Annotated in this window: 15 protein-coding genes, 1 tRNA gene and 2 rRNA genes; 3 read left to right on the top strand and 15 right to left on the bottom strand. The window is 60.6% G+C overall.

Going from position 1 to position 18333, the window contains the following annotated elements:
* The first annotated feature begins 108 nt into the window (after nt 1–108).
* Both QXF46_01315 and QXF46_01310 read left to right on the top strand, forming a co-directional pair.
* Nucleotides 109–507 carry a PIN domain-containing protein gene (locus QXF46_01315; GenBank protein ID MEM0225496.1) on the top strand — a complete coding sequence of 133 codons (399 nt, stop codon included), beginning with the start codon at nt 109–111 and terminating at the stop codon, nt 505–507.
* A gap of 85 nt (nt 508–592) precedes the next feature.
* On the top strand, nt 593–1480 hold the full coding sequence (locus QXF46_01310) for an NAD+ synthase (protein ID MEM0225495.1): 888 nt from the start codon (nt 593–595) through the stop codon (nt 1478–1480).
* A 1-nt stretch (nt 1481) separates the two neighbouring features.
* Here the strand turns inward: QXF46_01310 and QXF46_01305 are convergent, their stop codons facing one another.
* The 7 genes from QXF46_01305 to QXF46_01275 all read right to left on the bottom strand — a co-directional run bounded on the left by QXF46_01305 (nt 1482) and on the right by QXF46_01275 (nt 12743).
* Nucleotides 1482–2762: a UxaA family hydrolase gene (locus QXF46_01305; protein ID MEM0225494.1), complete on the bottom strand. Its 1281-nt coding sequence runs from the start codon at nt 2760–2762 to the stop codon at nt 1482–1484.
* On the bottom strand, nt 2762–3355 hold the full coding sequence (locus tag QXF46_01300; protein MEM0225493.1) for a hypothetical protein: 594 nt from the start codon (nt 3353–3355) through the stop codon (nt 2762–2764). Before QXF46_01300 ends, QXF46_01305 begins: the two co-directional genes overlap by 1 nt.
* 31 nt (nt 3356–3386) lie before the next feature.
* Nucleotides 3387–4742 (bottom strand): monomethylamine:corrinoid methyltransferase, encoded by a 1356-nt coding sequence (locus QXF46_01295; protein MEM0225492.1) that lies wholly within the window; start codon nt 4740–4742, stop codon nt 3387–3389.
* Between the two features lie 7 nt (nt 4743–4749).
* On the bottom strand, nt 4750–7014 hold the full coding sequence (locus tag QXF46_01290; protein ID MEM0225491.1) for an ABC transporter ATP-binding protein: 2265 nt from the start codon (nt 7012–7014) through the stop codon (nt 4750–4752).
* A gap of 151 nt (nt 7015–7165) precedes the next feature.
* Nucleotides 7166–10256: ribosomal RNA gene (locus QXF46_01285) — 23S ribosomal RNA — on the bottom strand.
* A 164-nt stretch (nt 10257–10420) separates the two neighbouring features.
* A 16S ribosomal RNA gene (locus tag QXF46_01280) occupies nt 10421–11932 on the bottom strand.
* The 16S and 23S rRNA genes sit together here, the layout of an rRNA operon.
* A 193-nt stretch (nt 11933–12125) precedes the next feature.
* Nucleotides 12126–12743: a hypothetical protein gene (locus QXF46_01275; protein ID MEM0225490.1), complete on the bottom strand. Its 618-nt coding sequence runs from the start codon at nt 12741–12743 to the stop codon at nt 12126–12128.
* 266 nt (nt 12744–13009) lie between these two features.
* Between QXF46_01275 and QXF46_01270 the strand changes: the two genes are divergently transcribed.
* Complete coding sequence (locus tag QXF46_01270) at nt 13010–13363, top strand: hypothetical protein (protein ID MEM0225489.1); 354 nt, start codon at nt 13010–13012, stop codon at nt 13361–13363.
* On the opposite strand, the gene QXF46_01265 is transcribed toward QXF46_01270, so the two are convergent.
* From QXF46_01265 to QXF46_01230, 8 genes are all read right to left on the bottom strand, one after another.
* Entirely contained in the window at nt 13356–14666 is a 1311-nt protein-coding gene (locus tag QXF46_01265; protein MEM0225488.1) for a UbiD family decarboxylase, read from the bottom strand. The two genes, QXF46_01270 and QXF46_01265, sit on opposite strands and share 8 nt — an antisense overlap.
* Entirely contained in the window at nt 14667–15134 is a 468-nt protein-coding gene (locus QXF46_01260; GenBank protein ID MEM0225487.1) for a transcription elongation factor Spt5, read from the bottom strand.
* Nucleotides 15135–15169: 35 nt separating this feature from the next.
* Nucleotides 15170–15427 carry a protein translocase SEC61 complex subunit gamma gene (locus QXF46_01255; GenBank protein MEM0225486.1) on the bottom strand — a complete coding sequence of 86 codons (258 nt, stop codon included), beginning with the start codon at nt 15425–15427 and terminating at the stop codon, nt 15170–15172.
* A gap of 25 nt (nt 15428–15452) precedes the next feature.
* Nucleotides 15453–16388 carry an ornithine carbamoyltransferase gene (argF, locus tag QXF46_01250; GenBank protein MEM0225485.1) on the bottom strand — a complete coding sequence of 312 codons (936 nt, stop codon included), beginning with the start codon at nt 16386–16388 and terminating at the stop codon, nt 15453–15455.
* 30 nt (nt 16389–16418) lie between these two features.
* Nucleotides 16419–17327: a signal recognition particle-docking protein FtsY gene (gene ftsY / locus QXF46_01245; protein MEM0225484.1), complete on the bottom strand. Its 909-nt coding sequence runs from the start codon at nt 17325–17327 to the stop codon at nt 16419–16421.
* A gap of 76 nt (nt 17328–17403) precedes the next feature.
* Nucleotides 17404–17814, bottom strand: a complete 411-nt coding sequence (pfdA, locus tag QXF46_01240; protein MEM0225483.1) for a prefoldin subunit alpha — start codon at nt 17812–17814, stop codon at nt 17404–17406.
* Nucleotides 17815–17824: 10 nt separating this feature from the next.
* Nucleotides 17825–18082: a 50S ribosomal protein L18Ae gene (gene rpl18a, locus QXF46_01235; protein ID MEM0225482.1), complete on the bottom strand. Its 258-nt coding sequence runs from the start codon at nt 18080–18082 to the stop codon at nt 17825–17827.
* A 91-nt stretch (nt 18083–18173) separates the two neighbouring features.
* Nucleotides 18174–18299 (bottom strand) — tRNA-Leu (locus QXF46_01230).
* Nucleotides 18300–18333: the final 34 nt, after the last annotated feature.

Raw genomic sequence — 18333 nt, 5'->3', positions numbered from 1 at the left:
AAATGAGGTTCCACGCACTCCAGCGGGAGAGCGTAGCAATGGTTAACCTGAGCTGAGGGTTTGAACGGAAGTTTTTAGCGCAGGCAGGCCTTCAGTTGAAGACTCGCAATGCCCGGGAAAACGGTGGTCGTGATTGATTCGAGCGCGATAATCGCGTGCTTAGAGGACAGGAGGGACCTCTTCGAAGCACTGAGAGACTCTTTCGAAGGGAGCGTCGAAGTCGTCGTGCCTAACGCCGTGTTGGAAGAACTGAAGAAGCTGGCTGCGCAGGGTGGGCGCAAGAAGCTAGCGGCTCGATTAGCGCTACAGCTCCTACAAAGAGGCTCAGATGACATAGTCATTCGTGTGATTGACGTGGACGCGAAGAGCACTGACGAAGCCCTCCTAAAACTGTCCATGGAGTTGAACGCCTTCCTAATCACCATTGACAGGGAGCTGCGTAAAACAGCTGAAGCCAAAGGCATAACGGCTCTCACCTACCTCCGCTCCAAGAAGAAGTTCGGGTGAACAAATGCCCACTCTAGATTTAATGGTCCACCAACCGAGCCGCAACGGAAGGTAGAAATACTCCGACTCAGCTTTGCACGGCGATATGAACGCCCAGTCTCGTGAAAAATCTCTGAGTACCCCGCTCGAGGGCGATAGGGACAGGGGTTCTGGTTGGCGTAGATTCTACGAAAGGATAACCTCCATTGATTACGCATCCGTAGAGAGGAGAATTTCCGGCTACTTGCGGGAGTACCTTGAAGAGGCCGGAGCTGGCTGTTACGTCCTAGGGCTCAGCGGCGGCATAGACTCGTCAGTTGTGACCACCCTCGCGGCGCGAGCTGTAGGGCCGGAGCGGGTCGTCGCGCTGATAATGCCCGATTCAACCTCCACTCCCGGTGAGGATCTGGAAGACGCCAGGTGGCTGGTCCGCCACTTGAACATCAGGTTCCACGAGGCTCCAATCGACACTCTCGTAGCGGCTGCATCTACGAGCGTGCCTCTCTTCGACCAGACCGATTTGAAGGCGCTGGGTAATCTGAAGGCTAGGATCCGCATGCTGATGCTGTACTACGTTGCTAACAGGCTGGGGGGGATCGTGCTCGGCAGCGGCGACCGCAGCGAGCTCCTGCTCGGCTACTTCACTAAGTACGGCGATGGGGCTGCCGACCTTCTACCCATTGGAGACCTCTACAAGAGCCAGGTCCGGGGGCTCGCTAAGCACTTGGGGCTGCCCGATCGAATCGCCCTGAAGCCGAGTAGTCCGAGGCTGTGGCCTGGGCAAATGGCGGAGAGTGAGTTGGGGTTCACTTACGACGTGGCGGACGTGGTGTTGTACGCCGTTTTCGACCTCGGATACGCTCCTGAGCGCGTTGTTGAGGAGACGGGAATTCCTTATGAGAAAGTGAGGAGCATCCTGTCCAGGGTGGAAAGCTCAGCCCATAAGCGCCGCTTACCACCTGTTGTTGAGCTGAAGGGGGTGGCGCACCCCTAGCCTACGCCCGCAGCCAGTAACCCCTCACATCCAGATCCGCCTGCCCGTTGACCTCGCTCTTCGCTAACCGCTCTCCCGACAAAACGTCTAGCAGCGCTGGGTAGATCGTTTCGACAGCGAGCTCGCGGAGGCTCCTTCCATTGAAGACCTCCTCTACCGGGATGTAGACGTCTATGATGCTGGCCAGCCTAGCGTAGGTATCCCTGTTTGCGGTCACCTTCAGGACAGGGCTCACGACGGACCCCGCCGGTGTTCCTAAACCCGTCGTGAAAATAACCGCGTGAGCCCCACCTGCTACCATCCCCGTTATCGCTGGGATGTCCTCGCCCGGAGAGTCCATCAGGAAGAGGCCGCCTCTCCCCCGCGGGATTTGACGAGCGTACGGAAGGACGTCGAGGATCTTCACGTTTGCGTCTCTACCGATCTTCAGCACGCTACCGAGAGATTTCTCAGCGAGAGTTGAAATGCCGCTCGCGATGTTGCCGGGGGTCGGGTCCGTCTCATACGTGTACTCCGATAGAGCCTCCTTCACAGCGTAGGCCGCCTCGAGCAGCCTCCTCAGCTTCCTGGCAACGGTCTCGTCAGCTACCCTGCTCAATAGTAGGCCCTCGCTGCCAAGAACCTCAGTTGTCTGACAGAAAACCACGCTGACCCCCTCTCTAACCAGCTTCTCAACGACATACCCTACAGCCGGGTTGGCGAAAAGGCCCGAAGTTGGGTCAGATGCCCCGTTACCGACCCCTATCACTACGCGTTTGAGCGGGGCCTCTGTCCTCCTCAACGAGCTGGCCCTCTCCAGCATCCCCCTCACGAACTTCCTGCCGAGTTCGACGACTCTTTCGAAACCGTCCACCGACTCGGGCCACGGCTCCTGTAGGTTCACCCAGCGTACCTCAACACCCCTCTTCACAAGCCTCTCGTAGAGCTTAAACGAGAGGAGGTTCTCCAGCCTACTTTCACCGGATCCGAGGGGTCTTTTACAAAGCTGCCCGCAGCCCAGGCTGACGAGCAGTACTCCGTAAACGTTTGGGTGCGAAGCTATGCCGAGCAGGGTTTCGAATGCTACGTCCAGATCGAAGCCAACGTGGCAGCAGCCCACGTTGTGACGCGCCAGGACAACCCTGTTCTCCCCGTGCTCCCCCCACCTCTCACCCTTGAACTCCTCGTATATGAGCTCCGCCAACCTGTTCACGCAGGGCGTAGTCGGCAGGATTAGGACGTGGTTCCTGACTCCGAACACCTTCCTCGACTCCCTGTAGTAGGCCTGCACCGTTTCGGCCATCACACCTGCACCCTGGCGAACTCGATGAAGCTCGAGCGGAGGAACCTGTAGAAGTCCTTCACGAGCCTAACGTATCGCTCGTTGAGCCGGACGCCCGGTGGCGGCTCAACGATGTTGCCCAGCCTTAGGGTGCCCCCCTCTCGAACGGGCGCCACAGCGACCCCCACCTTCGTGCGTGAGGGGAGCTGCCTGAAGAGTGGGTGTGTGGGTCGGAAGTTCACTCCGACGCGCACGAAATCCCCCCTTTCGAGCCGCGAAGTAGCAGTCCCAAGCACGAAGCCGCCCCTGAGAGCCTTCGGGAGATCGAAGGCAGGGTCGAGCAGGACGTTCGTGACGTGGACAACGAAGCCCTCATCGATGTTGCAGGCGCAGATCCCTATTACGTGGCCGAACTTTCGAACCTCGCTCCCTTCCTCCAGCTTTTCCAGCGCAACCTTGTGCCACTGCGGGATCGGCACGATCGGCCTAACGCTTCCAACGATGCCTCTGCCCTCCTCGTAAACTGGGTACTCGACCCCCTCAGCGAGCGGGGCTAGAGCCGTTCCCACGTTGTCGCGGGCATCAGCCTTGTACACCACCTGCGGTAGAGCCACGTGTGTAAGCTGAGCTACGGGTAATAACTGTTCACTCCAGCTCGAGGCCGAGATCCGCGACGTGCTCTCGCACCCTCCTGTATACGCTGGCCCACCAGGGGGCCGGCTCCCTCCTCTCCAAGTCGTAGAGCTCGCCGAAGGGGACTCCCGGGTTAGGGTTGCGGAGGCTGCTCTCGTAGAAGCGGAGGAGCTCGCCCGCCAGCTCTGCTGCGTTGCTGGGCTTGAGCGCTGCTGCCGCTGCGCCCACCTCAGCCATGAACCTCGCTTCCAGGCCAGAGCCGTGCGGCTTCTCACCGTTGGCTGGTGCGGGTCCCAGCAGGTTGAGGCCGCAGGAGGCCGCGACGATGGAGTTGGCGGCGATCTCGTACAGCATCTCCGCGCAGCCGCCCCCGTTCGCCGGCCACACGTCGCCGACGAGGGGTACACCGAGCCTCTCACCAGCTAAGCCCAGAACCGCCTCAACCCAGAGGCACTCCCTCGCGCTCGTGGCCTTGAGGTGGATGTGGTAGGGGTGCACCAGCACGTATGAGGCCCCGTAGGCAACCATCGACGCTAGCGCCTCAGCTACCGCGCAGATCGCTGTGCCGGCCGCGCCCCTGGCGAAGCCGCCGACTATCGGATCCACCAGAGCCGCGTTGTGAACACCGTACAGGCGGCCGGTGCGCGCCTTCAGCAGCTGGTCGTAGCCCACCTTCATCTCATTGAGGATCGGGATCAGCTGCGCATCGCTCCTGCGCAGCAGACCGGAAGCCATGGCGGCGGCGTTGGCCACCGCGCTCGCGCTGCTCTCGCAGGCGAGCAGGTGCAGGCCAGGCCTGCCAGCCTCCTCGATGGCTTCCCTCAGTAGCCGGATCTCGAGGAGCGTCGCTTCAACCTCGCTGGGGGCCGAGCGAGCAAGGCTTAAGCCGGCCACGCTCGTCAAGCTGCCGTGGTCGAGAGCGTCGACGAGGGGCTCGAGCGCGTAGCTGAGCGCGCTCGGCTTGAAGATTTCCTCCGGTGTCGGAGTGCCGGCGTAGCCGCCGAAGACGAAGGGCTTACTCCTTGAGGCCGGCTTCCTAACGCTGAGAACCCTCGAATCGGCGCCAACCCCTAGCTGCACCTCGCCCTTGGCTGAGCTCAAAGCGTCCCGGACTTCCTCCTCGCTCACCTTAGCTGCGCTGCCCAGCTCAACGATGTAGACACCTAACTCGAGGAGGAGCTGCAAGCCAGCCTCAAAGACGTCCTTAACCATCGAGGGGTCGCCAGGCACTATCTCACCGGGGTGGTAGACTATCTGGTGCTCCCTTTCGAGGTTGGCGATTGCCCGGGAGAGGGATAGGTCGAAGGCGCGCTGCTCGAGGCGGGGGGCTTGACGCGCCCTCCTCTCAAGCTCGAGGGGTGGTATCACGCCCCGCCTACGCTCCTCCAGTTATTAGAGCTTCGGCTAGCACATCCATCAGCACGCGTACACCGTGGCTGCGGAATGGACTAGGGGGTTCGAACGCGAGCGCGGAGGCTTTCCAGAGGGCCTCCTTACTCGACCTCTCGGGATCGATTATGTAGGTGCGCTCGTACGTGGTGACGACGAGCGCCCCGTCGAGCGAGAGCACGGCTGTGGGAGCAACGTCCAGCTCGATGAGACCCTCGTCGCTCTCCAGCTTCACTGTAGCCCCCATGCGCGCTCCCCTCCCTCCCACAGGGATCACGTCGATTAGTCGGGCAATGGCTATCTTGTGCTCCTTAATTAGGTGCTTAGCTACGGCGAGCTTGGAGGCCTTGTCGAGCAGAGTCCAGTCCCTGATGATGAGCGGCTCGTCGGGGTTCCTGTAGAGCAGGAGCACACGCGGGTTGCTGAGGGGGAAGGGCAGCCTGGCTCTAAGCTCCTTCAACCTCGCGCCGTCCAGCTCCGCCTCCAGCCACGCGCCCCTATCGATCACGCGGATTTCGCTGGCATCGATCACTCTCAGGGGAGGGGGAGGATCGGGTCGCTCCCCGAGACCCCCTTTATCCTCGCCCAGCACGCGGCCGTCGCTCATCAGGATTGTCCGGTTCACGAACTTGTTCAGCGTTGGTCTGTGCGATATCGCTATGACGGTCGTGTCCCTCAGGTAGCCGAGGAGCCGTGTCAAGATGACCTCCTCCAGCTCCACGTGGACGTTGCTCGTCGCTTCGTCGAGGATCAGAACCTTCGGCTTCAGCATAGCAGCTCTCGCCAGGCAGATGAGCTGCCGCTGGCCTCCGGAGAGGTACTTGCCCTGCTCGCCCACGTCGCTATCGTAAGCCAGGGGCAGCTCGATGATGAACCGGTGCGCACCGCACAGCCAGGCCGCGTAGATCATCGAGATGGGGTCTGGGTCGTCGACGCCGTAGACGATGTTGTAGGCTACGCTGCCCGGCAGGAGCTGCGGCTCCTGGGGGACGAGAATGATCTGCCCCCTCAAGCTCGACAGCTTCACCTTGCGGAGGTCGACCCCGTCGTAGAGCACTCGGCCGCTCGTCGGGTCGAAGAGCCTCACGAGCAGCCTGACCAGTGTCGTCTTACCCGACCCGTTGGGGCCGACGATCCCGACGACGTCACCCGGCTTGATCACGAGATTGACGCCCTTTAGCACGGGCCTTCCGGGCGTGTACTCGAACCAAACGTCCTCGATCTCAATCTCGCCCCTAACCTTCAGCTCCACGGCGTCTGGAGCTTCGGAGACCTTCGGCTTTGCCTCGAGGATCTCAGCCAGCTTCTCGTACGCTGCTTCAGCCTCGGCCAGCTGGGGGATGAGGCCGGCGATCGCCTGGACCGGGCCGTAAACCTGCCACACGTAGGCCAGGAAGGCGGTCAGGGTGCCGAAGGTGAGCTCGCCCCGCGTAATCAAGACCCCGCCCACGAACGTCACCCCGACGGAAGCCAGCTGAAGAAGGAAGCCGAGCCATGGGAAGACTCTACTCGTAAGCCTGGCCACCTCAACTTCGGCCTCGTAGACGTCGCCGGCCATGCTCCCGAAGCGGCGGGCCTCCTCCCTCTCCCTCCCCGTCAGCTTGACCAGGAGGACCGCGTTGAAAAGCGAGGATACGTAGGCGGACATCCTGCTCACCCTGCTCCACCTCTTCGTGAAGAGCGTCCGCATCTTGGGTTGGTAGTGGACGAGGCCGTAGATGTAGAGGGGGAGGGGCAGCAGCATGATGAGCGCGAGCTTCCAGCTGAGCGCGAAAACCACGACGAGCATGGCGGCTAACTGGATCGAGTTGAGCAGGATTGTGGAGAAGCTGTCGAGCACGAACCTCTGCACCCTGTCCACGTAACCGTACAGGCGCGTAACGAGGTCTCCCACCTGGGTGGACTGGTACAGCTCCATGCCGAGCTCCATAGCCTTGGAGAACACCATCGAGCGCAGGTCGAGCGCGAAGCGCCCGCTCAGGACCTGCTGGTAGTAGCCCCTCAACGCGCCCAGCGCCGTGGCTGCCGCCAGGATCAGAACGAGGACCCCCGAGTAGACCGCGATAACTCCGAAATCCCCCCTCATGACGCCCTGGTCTATGATAGCCCTCGTAACCAGCGGACTAACGATGCCCAAGCTCATAGAAACGAGGGAGAGGAGAAGAACTGCTACGAGCAGCCAGCGATGCTGGAATAGGAGGTAGTAGAGGTTAATGAACCTGTAGCGCTTCAAAAGCTTGAAACTAGGCACAACGGTTGTGCGTTAACCGGTTATTTAAACTTCATCTCTAAAGAAAGTTAGTTAGAACTGTGTATGCTGAGCGTAGGTGTGAGGATTGAGCGTAAAGAGGAAGGGCGCCGCCCATAGTTCGGCGGTGTTTACGCCCGAGCGGGTACGAACTCGGTTGGTGCACTCGGGCGATTGGGAGTGGCCGGCTCACGCCTCGGGCGTAAGCCCTCGGCGCTTACACCGCCACCCCATCAACCCCGTCTTCTACGGGAGCCCTCGTCTCGGCCACGGGACCCGTCGCCGGGCCCCAACGGCCGAGAGCGGCCGCCTCGTCTCGGGGAGGGCTTCCCGCTTAGATGCCTTCAGCGGTTATCCCCATACGGCGTGGCTGCCCGGCGCGCCCTGCCGGACGGCCGGTAGACTAGAGGCCGCGGCCCGCCGTTCCTCTCGTACTGAGCGGACCTTCCCCTCAGGCGGCCAGCACCCCCGACAGGTAGAGTCCGACCTGTCTCGCGACGGTCTAAACCCATCTCACGTTCCCCTTTAATGGGCGAGCAGCCCCACTCTTGGCGGCTGCTGCACCGCCAAGCTGGGAAGAGACGACGTCTGGGTACCAAACCGCGGGGTCGATGGGAACTCTCGCCCGCGACGAGCCGGTTATTCCCGGGGTAACTTTTCTGTCATGCCCGGCCCCCACCGAAGGGGGCACGAGCGTTCGCTAGGCCCGGGTTTCCCCCCTGCGCCCCTTGCGTTCAAGGGCGCAGTCAGCCCGGCATTTGGCCTTGCCCTCTACGGCGGGGTTCTGACCCGCCTGAGCCGAGCTTTGGGCACCCCTGATACATTTTCAGGGGTGTGCCGCCCCAGCCAAACTGCCCACCTGCCGCTGTCCCCGGGGTGCCCCCGGGTTAGGGGCGTAGCCGCAGGTGGGCGGTGTTTCATTGGCGCATCCGCACCCCCCAGAGGAGGTGCTTCATCGCTCCCGCCTACGCTACGCACCCGCAGCCACGCCTCAACGGCAGGCTGCAGTGAAGCTCCACGGGGTCTTCTCGCCCCATCGGGGGTACCTGGACTGTGCACCAGGTTGCGGGTTCACCGGGTCCCGGGCCGGGACAGCGGGGACCTCGTTGATCCATTCATGCACGCCGGAACTTACCCGGCAAGGCATTTGGCTACCTTAAGAGAGTCAGAGTTACTCCCGGCCTTCAGCGGCGCTTCGCCCGGTTGAACCCGGGTTTCACGTACCGCCAGTGGCCAGGATTCAGCCCCCGTACACACCCTTTCGGGCTAGCGGGGACCTATGTTTTTATTAAACAGTCGGGTCCCCCTTGTCACTGCGACCTGCGGTCCCAGGGAGAACCCCAAGACCGCAGGCACCCCTTCTCCCGAAGTTACGGGGCCAATTTGCCGAGTTCCCTGGCCCGGGTTACCCCGACACGCCTTGGGCTTCTCACCCAGGGGCACCTGTGTCGGTTCTCGGTACGGTCGCGGGGGCTCCTTCCCGGCTCCCTTTTCACTGGCCCCAGGAATCGGGGGAACCCGCCTAACGGCAGGCCCATCCCGCCTTCACCCGGTTCTCGCCATGACGGCACTCCCCGGGCTTCAGCGGTTGGACGGAGCGGCAGCCCCGCTCCCCCTATCCCGAGGCGTCAGGAGCCGGGCTTGCGTTGCCGCGAAACGTACCCCCGCGGCACGGGAATGTTAACCCGTTTCCCTTTCGGCGGGTGCGAGTTACGCCCCGCCTTAGGACCGGCTAACCCCCAGCTGACGACCATTGCTGGGGAACCCTGGCCCCTCCGGCGGAGGGGATTCTCACCCCTCTTTGCTGTTACTACCGCCGGGATTTTCATTCGGTGCGGGTCCACCGGACCTCACGGCCCGGCTTCTGACCCACACCGACGCCCCCCTACCGGATCACGGGCCAATGGCCCGTGCCCCGGGGTCTCGGCGGCCGGCTTAGTCCCGGCCATCTTCGGGGCCCCCCGCCTCGGCGGGTAAGCTGTTACGCACTTCTTAGCCGATGGCTGCTTCTAAGCCTACGGCCCCGCTGTCTAAGGCGGGGGACACCCTTCGGGATTGACACTTTAGCCGGCACTTTGGGGCCTTAACCCCGGTCTGGGTTGTTCCCCTCTCGGCCCCCAGGCTTATCCCGGGGAACCCGTCTCCGCCCATCTACGGTGCCAGCGGGTTCGGAGTTTGAAAGGGAGGTAGGGCCTTTCGGCCCCTGGCCCCCCAATCAGTGCTCTACCCCGCCGGCCACCTCCGGGCGGGCCGGGCTGAAACCCGCTTCGGGGGGAACCAGCTATCACCGAGCTTGATTGGTCTTTTGCCCCTAGGCCGGGGTCATGGGAACGAATTGCACGTCAGAACCCCTTCGGGCCTCCACCGGGCTTTCGCCCGGCTTCACCCTGCCCCGGCCTAGATCGCTCGGTTTCTGGTCTCACGGGCGTGACTCCGGGCCCTCTTCGGACCCCGCCCCTCACCGGGCTTGGAACCCGGCTGCGGGCTTGTCGGTTTCCCTGCGCCTTCGGGGCTAGAACCCCTTAAGCTCGCCACGCCCGTGAACTCCCCGGCTCGTGTTTCCAGACGCAAGGCGCGACCCCGGTACCCTCCCCTCGTACTCCCCGGTCGCCCGGGTTTCCTTCGGGGAGGCTCACTCCTTTCGGGCCGCGCCACTCGTCGCCGCCCGGTTTCAGGCTCTTTTCACCCCCCTTCCGGGGTTCTTTTCAGCTTTCCCTCACGGTACTAGTGCGCTATCGGTCTCGGGACGTATTTAGCCTTGGAGGTCGGTGCCCCCCAGCTTCCCACGGCAAAACCAAGCCGTGGTACTCAGGAGCGCCCGTATCCCCCCGCTGGGTTACGCCTACGGGGCTGTCACCCTCTACGGCGGGGCCTTCCAGCCCACTTCGGCTTCCCCAGCAGGGGGTCCTATACGGGCGTCCTGCAACCCCACATCCCCACGGGCTTTCGCCCGCGGGTTCGGTTTGGGCTCTCCCCCTTTCGGTCGCCCCTACTCAGGGGATCCCATTTTGGTTTCTTCTCCTCCCCCTACTAAGATGTTTCCGTTCGGGGGGTTCCCGCTCGGTACTCCCACCTGGCGGCGGTTTCCCGAGCGTTGCGGGCTATTCACCCGCAACGGGAAGTCCCATTCGGGAATCCCCGGATCAACGGCTGCGTGCGCCTACCCGGGGCTTATCGCAGCTTGCCACGCCCTTCCTCGGCGCCCGAGCCGAGCCATCCACCGGGCGGCTTGGCTGCACCAACCTTGCCCGTACCCGCTCGGTTAGCGTCACCGCCGAACTATGGACGGCGCTCACAGCGGCCAAGCTCGTCCAGCTTGGCCGCTCAGCCCTTCACCCGAGAGACTCCAGTCTCCCGGGTTGCATGTGAGAGAGTGAGGTTCGGCGCGGCACCCAAGGTTGAGGTTGGAAGGAGGTGATCCGGCCGCAGGTTCCCCTACGGCCACCTTGTTACGACTTCTCCCCCCTCGCCGGGGCCGGGTTCGACCCAACCCCTTTCGGAGCTGGGCCTCACCCGGCCCCAGCTCGGGTGGAGCGACGGGCGGTGTGTGCAAGGAGCAGGGACGTATTCACCGCGCGTTGGTGACGCGCGGTTACTAGGGATTCCACGTTCACGAGGGCGAGTTACAGCCCTCGATTCCTACTGAGGCGGGGTTTTAGGGATTACCTCCCCCTTTCGGGGTCGGAACCCGCTGTCCCCGCCATTGCAGCTCGCGTGTGGCCCCGGGGTTTCGGGGCATACTGACCTGCCGTAGCCCCCTCCTTCCTCCGGCTTATCGCCGGCAGTCCCCCCAGAGTGCCCCAATCCCCACGGTGGGCCGTGGAGATTGGGTAGCAACTGGGGGCGGGGGTCTCGCTCGTTACCGGACTTAACCGGACACCTCACGGCACGAGCCGGCGACGGCCATGCACCTCCTCTCAGCTTGTCCGGCAAGGTCGTCAGCCTGGCCTTCATCCTGCTGTCGCCCCGGGTAAGGTTTCCGGCGTTGACTCCAATTAAACCGCAAGCTTCACCCCTTGTGGTGCTCCCCCGCCAATTCCTTTAAGTTTCAGCCTTGCGGCCGTACTCCCCAGGCGGCGGGCTTAACGGCTTCCCTGCGGCACTGGGCGGGCTCGAGGCCCGCCCAACACCTAGCCCGCATCGTTTACAGCTGGGACTACGGGGGTATCTAATCCCCTTTGCTCCCCCAGCTTTCGTCCCTCACCGTCGGGCGCGTTCCAGCCGGGCGCCTTCGCCACTGGCGGTCCTCCCGGGATTAACGGATTTCGCCCCTACCCCGGGAGTACCCCCGGCCTCTCCCGCCCCCTAGCCCGGCAGTATCCCTCCCGTCCCACGGTTGAGCCGTGGGCTTTGAGGAGGGACTTACCGGGCCGGCTACGGACGCTTTAGGCCCAATAAAAGTCCCGACCACTCGCGGGGCTGGTATTACCGCGGCGGCTGACACCAGACTTGCCCCCCGCTTATTCCCCCGGCTTCTTACACCGGGGAAAAGCCGCCCTCATCGGGCGGCACTCGGGGTGACCCCGTCGCGGTTTCCCGCATTGCGGAGGTTTCGCGCCTGCTGCGCCCCGTAGGGCCTGGGCCCTTGTCTCAGTGCCCATCTCGGGGCTCCCGCTCTCACGGCCCCCACCCGTCTTCGGCTTGGCGGGCCGTTACCCCGCCAACTACCATGATGGGGCGCAGCCCCATCCTCGGGCGGGTGCAGCGGGCGTGGCGCTGCACCCCTCTCGGCGCGGACCCATTCCAGGAGTCCGCACCTATCGGGGATTACCCCCAGTTTCCCGGGGATATCCCCGTCCCGAGGGTAGGTTAGCCACGTGCTACTGAGCCGTCCGCCGGGCCCCGCCATTGCCCGGAGCCCTGACTTGCATGGCTTAGCCCCACCCCGATAGCGGTCGGGTCCGGCAGGATCAACCGGAGCCGCAAGGCGGGGGAGCCTTATCAACCTTAGGTGCCGCGCCGAACCTCTCTTAGACCCGAACCTCCAAGCCCCCCTCGCCGGGAGCTTGGTTTGTTCGGGCCCGCACGTTGTCACCGCGGCTGGAGGCCACGCCTTCACTGGGAGAGGGCACTCCTCTCCCATTATCCGGGTGAGCCGCCGGAGCCGCGGCGCATTATACCTGGCGTAACGCGGGCTTAAATATTTTACTCCCGTTGAGAACCTTGTTTAGCTCGAGTAGAGCTCTCACAGTGGCGTTACATAAGGTTGGTGAGGAGAGCAGGGCCCATTCCACCACTTCCCTCGCTCGGGATCTCTCAAACAGGGTTCGCCCCTCTCGCGCAACCGATGGGAAGAGCTGGAAAAGCTCCCTGAAGCTAACTGCACCGAGCGGGTAGGCGACCCTGTACTGAGAGTCCAGCTTCGTCCCCCTACGATCCCCGAGGAAGACTTCGCCTAACGCGTAGGCCGCCAAGTCCTCCACTGTGTCGGGGAGCACCACGAGAGCGTCCTTGTAGCCGCTGATGTAGGGTAGAGCTGATAAACGGAAACCAGTGTAGGTTTCGTAGTCCGCCTTATAGAACTCGTAATCCAGATTTAGAGTCGTACATCTACCTTGGAGAGCTGGACGCGCGCCCACTTCGATGACCCGGATGGACGCATCGTAACCCTTCTCCACACTTGTTACGAGCTCTAGTGCCGCTAGCGATTGCGCATCACCTCTACCCACCAGTAGGATGTTTTCTCTGGGATGGGGGGAGGCCATCCTGATCCATCGGAGGACCCTGCCCACCACCGATCTCTTCAAGCAGCCTTGGCACAGCGCAGCGCCGTACATATCCACGCAGCACGCCCGTTTACCGCAGCGTTCACATAACCTGTTCGCTGCAAGCATTGTGTAGGACTGGTTGTACAGTGTACCCTAAAGCTTTCTCTCTTATTCCGTACTTATCGATCTCCGCTCGCAGCTTCTTGGGCGAGGAAACAGTGGTACCGGGTATTGAGTGGGGTTCATCGCCGGCGTAGAGCATATTACTCGCCATTCACCATAGGGCCTAGATGCGTTTCTACAAGCTGAGTAACCCGGGAGGGCTGCAAGCTGTGAAAGCGGCGCTAGAGGCCCTCGACTCGTGGGTGCAAGCGGACTCCGAAGGAGGGGTTAGGGTTGTAAAGATCGAACGCATCAGGACGACCCCGGGGATGCTTGAAGCACTCGTCAGGATCTCGTATAAGGCCCGTTCACGCCGCGCATGGAGCGACCTCTTCATGCTGGAGGCTCAGCAGGTTGGACTGGAGGTGTTTCTCGAGGTTCATAGGATTAGTGGAATTGGGCGCACGGATCCCGACTTCCTGGTCGACAGCCTAGCTAAGCGGTTGGCTCTTCAAGCAGTAGACGATACCGGCGTCAACTAGGATAGGGTATGCGAGCGCGTAGGAAAGCTTTCTTGTCCCTCGTGAGAGGTATTGTAGCGTCGATACCCAACTTCGAAGTGGTCAAGCCCTCCGGATCTGCTGAAGGGTCTAGGCTCGAACCCCTGAATCCTTGAAGCACGATTAAGTCTTCAGCCGGCTGCATGCGCGTCGTTATGGCCCATAAGAGCTCGTTCGGATCATCGATGTTCACATCCTCGTCCACCACTATCGCGATCTTTAGGGAGGGATGTGCAGCGAACGCTGCCAGCAAAGCGTTCTTGGCGTCCCCATCGGTGCTCTTCGATATTGATACTGCTGCCGTAAGCCAGCCCCCGCCAGCCTTTAGCAGTCTGACAGCTTTGACCCGGGGAACCACCCTTCTGACGCTGTCCCAAATCAAAGCCTCCCTGTAAAAGCCCATTAGCAGCGCGTGCTCGCACCCCCCTTGGAGTATCGCATAGTAGAGAGCATCCTCTCTCACCAGCACTTCCTTCACTTCGAGGACCGGCTGCACTCTCACAACATCAAGAGTTCCTAGAACATCGACGAAAGGACCCTCGGGAGCGCTCACATCTATCCTGAGCTCGCCGATAATGATTATTTCGGATTCCAGCGGAACGGGAATACCGTTTTCGGTTTCGAACGCCCTAAGTTTACCTTCCATCAGGGCGTTCGCAACCTCGAGTTCGAATACCCCGTAGGGAGGTGATGATGCCGCGGCCACGTACACTTCCGGCGGAGATCCGATAACGACAGCGACAGGGAGGTTTACGCCAGCCTTCCGAGCTTTCTCAAGGATGTAGTAGAGGTGGCGGGGAACAACTCTTACGGCCAGGTGACTCCCATCAATCACTAGCATGCGATGTATGCTGGCGTTGAGCACTTCCCCTCCTGGCTCCCTCGCGATGATTACTGCAGAGGTGATGTAGGGGCCCGCTTCGCCTTCGTAGCTGCGCAGCACGGGCAATCGCTCGATGCCGCTGAACCTCTTGAATTCCCCGGGTGCTCCCTCAATCTTCAGCGGTAAAGGGTTGTTAACGGCTCTGAGGAGCTTGGAGAATGCCTGCTCATCTCCCGTTGCGTTCAGAAGCTTATAGAGTACGCTGCGATTGGTGATGACGTTGCCGACGATTGGTATCTCGTAACCCTTAGGCTTCTCGAAAAGGACGCCTTTAGAACCGTCAAACACCTTTAACCAGTACGCGCACTCGTAATCCGTTGACACCGGCTGAGAGAAGCGTTGCAGCAAACCCTCTGCTTCTAACCGTTCCACGAAGCCCCTGAGCCTTACCAACTCCGACACCTACCGGCTAGCTCTTTCCTCCCTTAGCGGCCTAACGTAATCGGCGCTTATCGTAATGGGTAGCGGGTACGCAGCTTCGGCGACTTCCACTTTCACTTCACCCCGGCTCTTATCTACCTCCAGCACCCGCCCCCTCATGCCTAGGAAGGGGCCTCCCGTGATTTCGACTAGATCTCCGACCTGAATAACCTCGATCATGGGCCTCGGAGCTATGAGCCGCTCAAGCTCTTGGAACTCCATGCTACCCCTCATGAGCCCGCGCACATGCTTCAGACCTGCAGACATTCTCTGAACGACATGTGATCCTTCCGCTTCCGCCACTATGACTCCCCGCAGGCCGGGTAGTATGCACAGCGACAGCACTGGCAGATGAGCCAGTTTCACACGCTCTTCCATTAAAAGGGCCATCATCACCTCTTGCCCCTGCGTAACTCGGATGCCGTAGAAGCGAACCCGCCTAGCGCTCACGGAGTTCCTATCGCCCCCCTATGAAAAATTATTCGCTAGTACCGACGGCGTAGATACAGAACAACAGCGAGCGTAATAGCGGCTACCGCCGCTAAGACTACAACTAGTACATCACCAGAAATGGGGGATACGCTCACCATCCGGAGCGCAGAGCCTGCGAGCTGAAACACGTACCCTACAGCTCCCAGTAGGGACAAGCCGAGCGCTACGATTCTAAGCGAGGCACGGTAAGCTTTCTTATCGGGTCGTTTAGTGACCCTCAATGTACGCATGAAGTTTTTTACAAAGCTCATAGCTCTGCTCAGGCCTGCGAGTGTTTTAAGCTTTCAAGTTTTCGGTTAGAAGGAACCTGAGTACAGCTTTTGCGGAGTGCAACCTGTTTTCAGCCTGGTCGAAGACGATCGAGTAAGGCCCTTCGATCACTTCATCCTCTACCTCCTCCCCTCTCCGGGCGGGTAGGCAATGCATGAAGACCGCATCGCTCCTCGCGCTTTTCATCAATTCGGAGGTGACCCTGTACCCCGGTAGGAATGCTTTCAATCGGTCCTCCCGTTCAGCTTCCTGTCCCATGGAGACGAAAACGTCAGTGTACACAACGTGGGCTCCCTTGACGGCTTCGAACGGGTCTTCATACACTTCAATACTGCCTCTAACCTCCTTTGCAGCCCGTATGAGCGCGGAAACATCGGGCTGGTACTGAGGGGGGCTAGCTACCCGAATCTCGCTGCCAAGCTTCAAGCCCGCTACAGCCAAGGAGGTGAAGACGTTATCACGACCATCACCGATGAAAGCTATTCTCACGTCGTCTACGCGACCGAACTTTTCGTAGATCGTCACGTAATCTGCTATCGCTTGCAGCGGGTGCTCCTTATCGCTGAGCAGATTGATCACCGGAACGCTAGAGAAACGAGTAAACTCTTCCAACACCTCGTGCTTGTAAACGCGCGCGGCTATAGCGTCGTGATACCTTGACAACACTCTGGCAGTATCCTTCACCGGCTCCCCCCGAGCGAGCTGCAGTTCCTCACGGGTGTACACTACCGGTAAGCCACCCATCTCGTAGACAGCCACTGCGAAGGAAGCCCGAGTCCGGGTCGAAGGTTTTTCGAAGAGCATGGCGACACTCCGCCCCTGCAGCTCCCCCGTGAGCCTAACCCCTCTTGCCCTGAGCCTCTTGTACTCGAGGGAGAGCTCGATAATGAAAAGGATCTCCTCCCTCGTGAGATCGCTAATGCTGATGAGGTGCCGAGCCACGGCGGGAGGATGCTAACCGCTCTTTAGGTGTTACGCTTGCAAGACTTTTTCTAGGAACCAGTCCACTGAGAAAGGCGTCAGATCGACGTACGCCTGCCCGGTCCCCAGGTACAGTATCGGCTTCCCCGTGGCGTATACAAAGCTCAGCGCGGCACCGCCCTTCGTATCGGCATCCGCCTTCGTCAGTATGCCCCCGTCTACACCAACGTACTGGTTGAACTTGAGCGCTTGATCAAGTGCATCGTTGCCCGTCAAAGCATCACCAACAAAAATCTTGAAGTGAGGCTTAACGACTCGCGCTATCTTTGCCATCTCTTCCATCAAGTTTACGTCGGTCTGCAGACGCCCTGCAGTATCGATTAGTACCAGATCCAGGCCGCGCTTTCGAGCATAAGCTACAGCATCGTAGGCCACCGCCGCGGGATCAGACCCGTAGCCGTGCTCCACGATGTCCGCTCCAACAGCCCTAGCGTGAGCTCTCAACTGCTCGATTGCTCCAGCTCTCCACGTATCTGCCGCCGCGAAAACCACCGAGTACCCCTTCGTCTTGAACCTGTACCCGAGTTTCGCCAGCGTGGTTGTCTTCCCGTGTCCGTTAGGTCCCAGGAACAGTATCTTGACAACTTCACCTGAGGAGCGCAGCCTTGCAACCTCCTGCTCTAAATCGAACCACTCGGCTCTTTCAAAAATCTTCAGTAGTGCACGGCGGAGCAGCTCTCTCACAAGCTTCTCCCGATTCCCCGCTCTGGGCACTCGCAGCTGACTCGCTTCGCGTCTCACATACCGGGCGACTTCTTCCGCCGCCTCGAGGGCCACGTCGCACTCTAAAAGCTTGAACACAGTTATGGATTCGATCTCCTCCAATTCCTCTTCAGATAGCTTAGAAGTGGTAATCCTCGTAGCGATCTGATGCAAGACGCTTCTTAACCCTTCAAGCATAGGTGATTACCCTCTCACCGTTTGTTTTTCTCGCGGAAGATGCTACCTCCGCCCTCTTGAGCATAGAGAACAGATGCTACCTGTTCATGCTCCGTATTTGCTGCTCAAGCTCTTGCAATCGATTGAGCAACGCTTGGTACTCAGCCATGCTCCTCTGAAGGGCATCTCTAATCCGCTGTTCCCTGCTCCCGATAATTCTCAGGGCTTCATCCACATTCTTCTCTATCATTATGCTGGCTCCAATCGTCACCACCACACTGCTCTTGTTCGCGAGCCTCGCGCGCACAAAAACCCCAGCACCGAGGGGTACTAGCAGCTCGTCACCCTCGTTGAGATTCTGGGTTTCCTCTAGCGCTCGTCTAGCAGCCGCAACCTCATTCATGCTCGCGTTCAAAAGCTCAATCCTCTTCCTCATCTCCTCAGCAAGTTGGCTCACCAGCGTGTATTCGGCTACCAGCTGCTCCCTTTGAGCACCAGCTTCAGCCATGACTTACACCTTAAGCCACAACTCTATCAAGGTTCAGCAGGCTTGCCACATGTGGCTTGCTGATCTCACTCTCTTGTATCTCGCGGGCTTCGATTATCTCTATATGAGATCTTTTCAGTTTATGGCGGGAGCCGAGCTCGCTTAACACCCGCTCGATTGCGTGCTCAAGCTTAATAGCAGGCACTTCTACTACGAACTTCCTTCTCTCGCCAACTCTGTACAAGTTCATGTAGCCAGCAATCCTGAACACCTTGACCTCTCGAGCCATTGCAAGTAACCCCCTGGAGGAATGTTTAATGTCTTTTCCCTCGAGCCGCACCGCTTTACGAGCAGCTGAGAGCTCCAAGCTTGCTTAGCTATGGTGCGGGGGCCGGGATTCGAACCCGGGCAGGCCTACGCCAGCGGAGATCCCATCCGCAGTCTGCTGATCCTGAGTCTGGGCCTTAGACCGACCGCCCCCTTTGACCTAGCTCGGGCACCCCCGCTGAAATGAGTGGCTCAACGGTGGTTTAAAAGCCT

It is taken from the genome of Thermofilaceae archaeon (genome assembly GCA_038731975.1).
GTDB lineage: Archaea > Thermoproteota > Thermoprotei > Thermofilales > Thermofilaceae > JANXEW01.
Note: the sequence above shows the minus strand (reverse complement) of the source record. Positions and strands in the feature narration are given on the sequence as shown.

Bases quoted from the DNA above. Each gene is read 5' to 3' on its own strand.
- QXF46_01310 (MEM0225495.1), top strand. From the start codon at position 593: ATGAACGCCCAGTCTCGTGAAAAATCTCTGAGTACCCCGCTCGAGGGC.
- QXF46_01255 (MEM0225486.1), bottom strand. From the start codon at position 15,427: ATGAGCTTTGTAAAAAACTTCATGCGTACATTGAGGGTCACTAAACGA.
- QXF46_01270 (MEM0225489.1), top strand. From the start codon at position 13,010: ATGCGTTTCTACAAGCTGAGTAACCCGGGAGGGCTGCAAGCTGTGAAA.
- ftsY (MEM0225484.1), bottom strand. From the start codon at position 17,327: ATGCTTGAAGGGTTAAGAAGCGTCTTGCATCAGATCGCTACGAGGATT.
- rpl18a (MEM0225482.1), bottom strand. From the start codon at position 18,082: ATGGCTCGAGAGGTCAAGGTGTTCAGGATTGCTGGCTACATGAACTTG.
- pfdA (MEM0225483.1), bottom strand. From the start codon at position 17,814: ATGGCTGAAGCTGGTGCTCAAAGGGAGCAGCTGGTAGCCGAATACACG.
- QXF46_01315 (MEM0225496.1), top strand. From the start codon at position 109: ATGCCCGGGAAAACGGTGGTCGTGATTGATTCGAGCGCGATAATCGCG.
- QXF46_01305 (MEM0225494.1), bottom strand. From the start codon at position 2,762: ATGGCCGAAACGGTGCAGGCCTACTACAGGGAGTCGAGGAAGGTGTTC.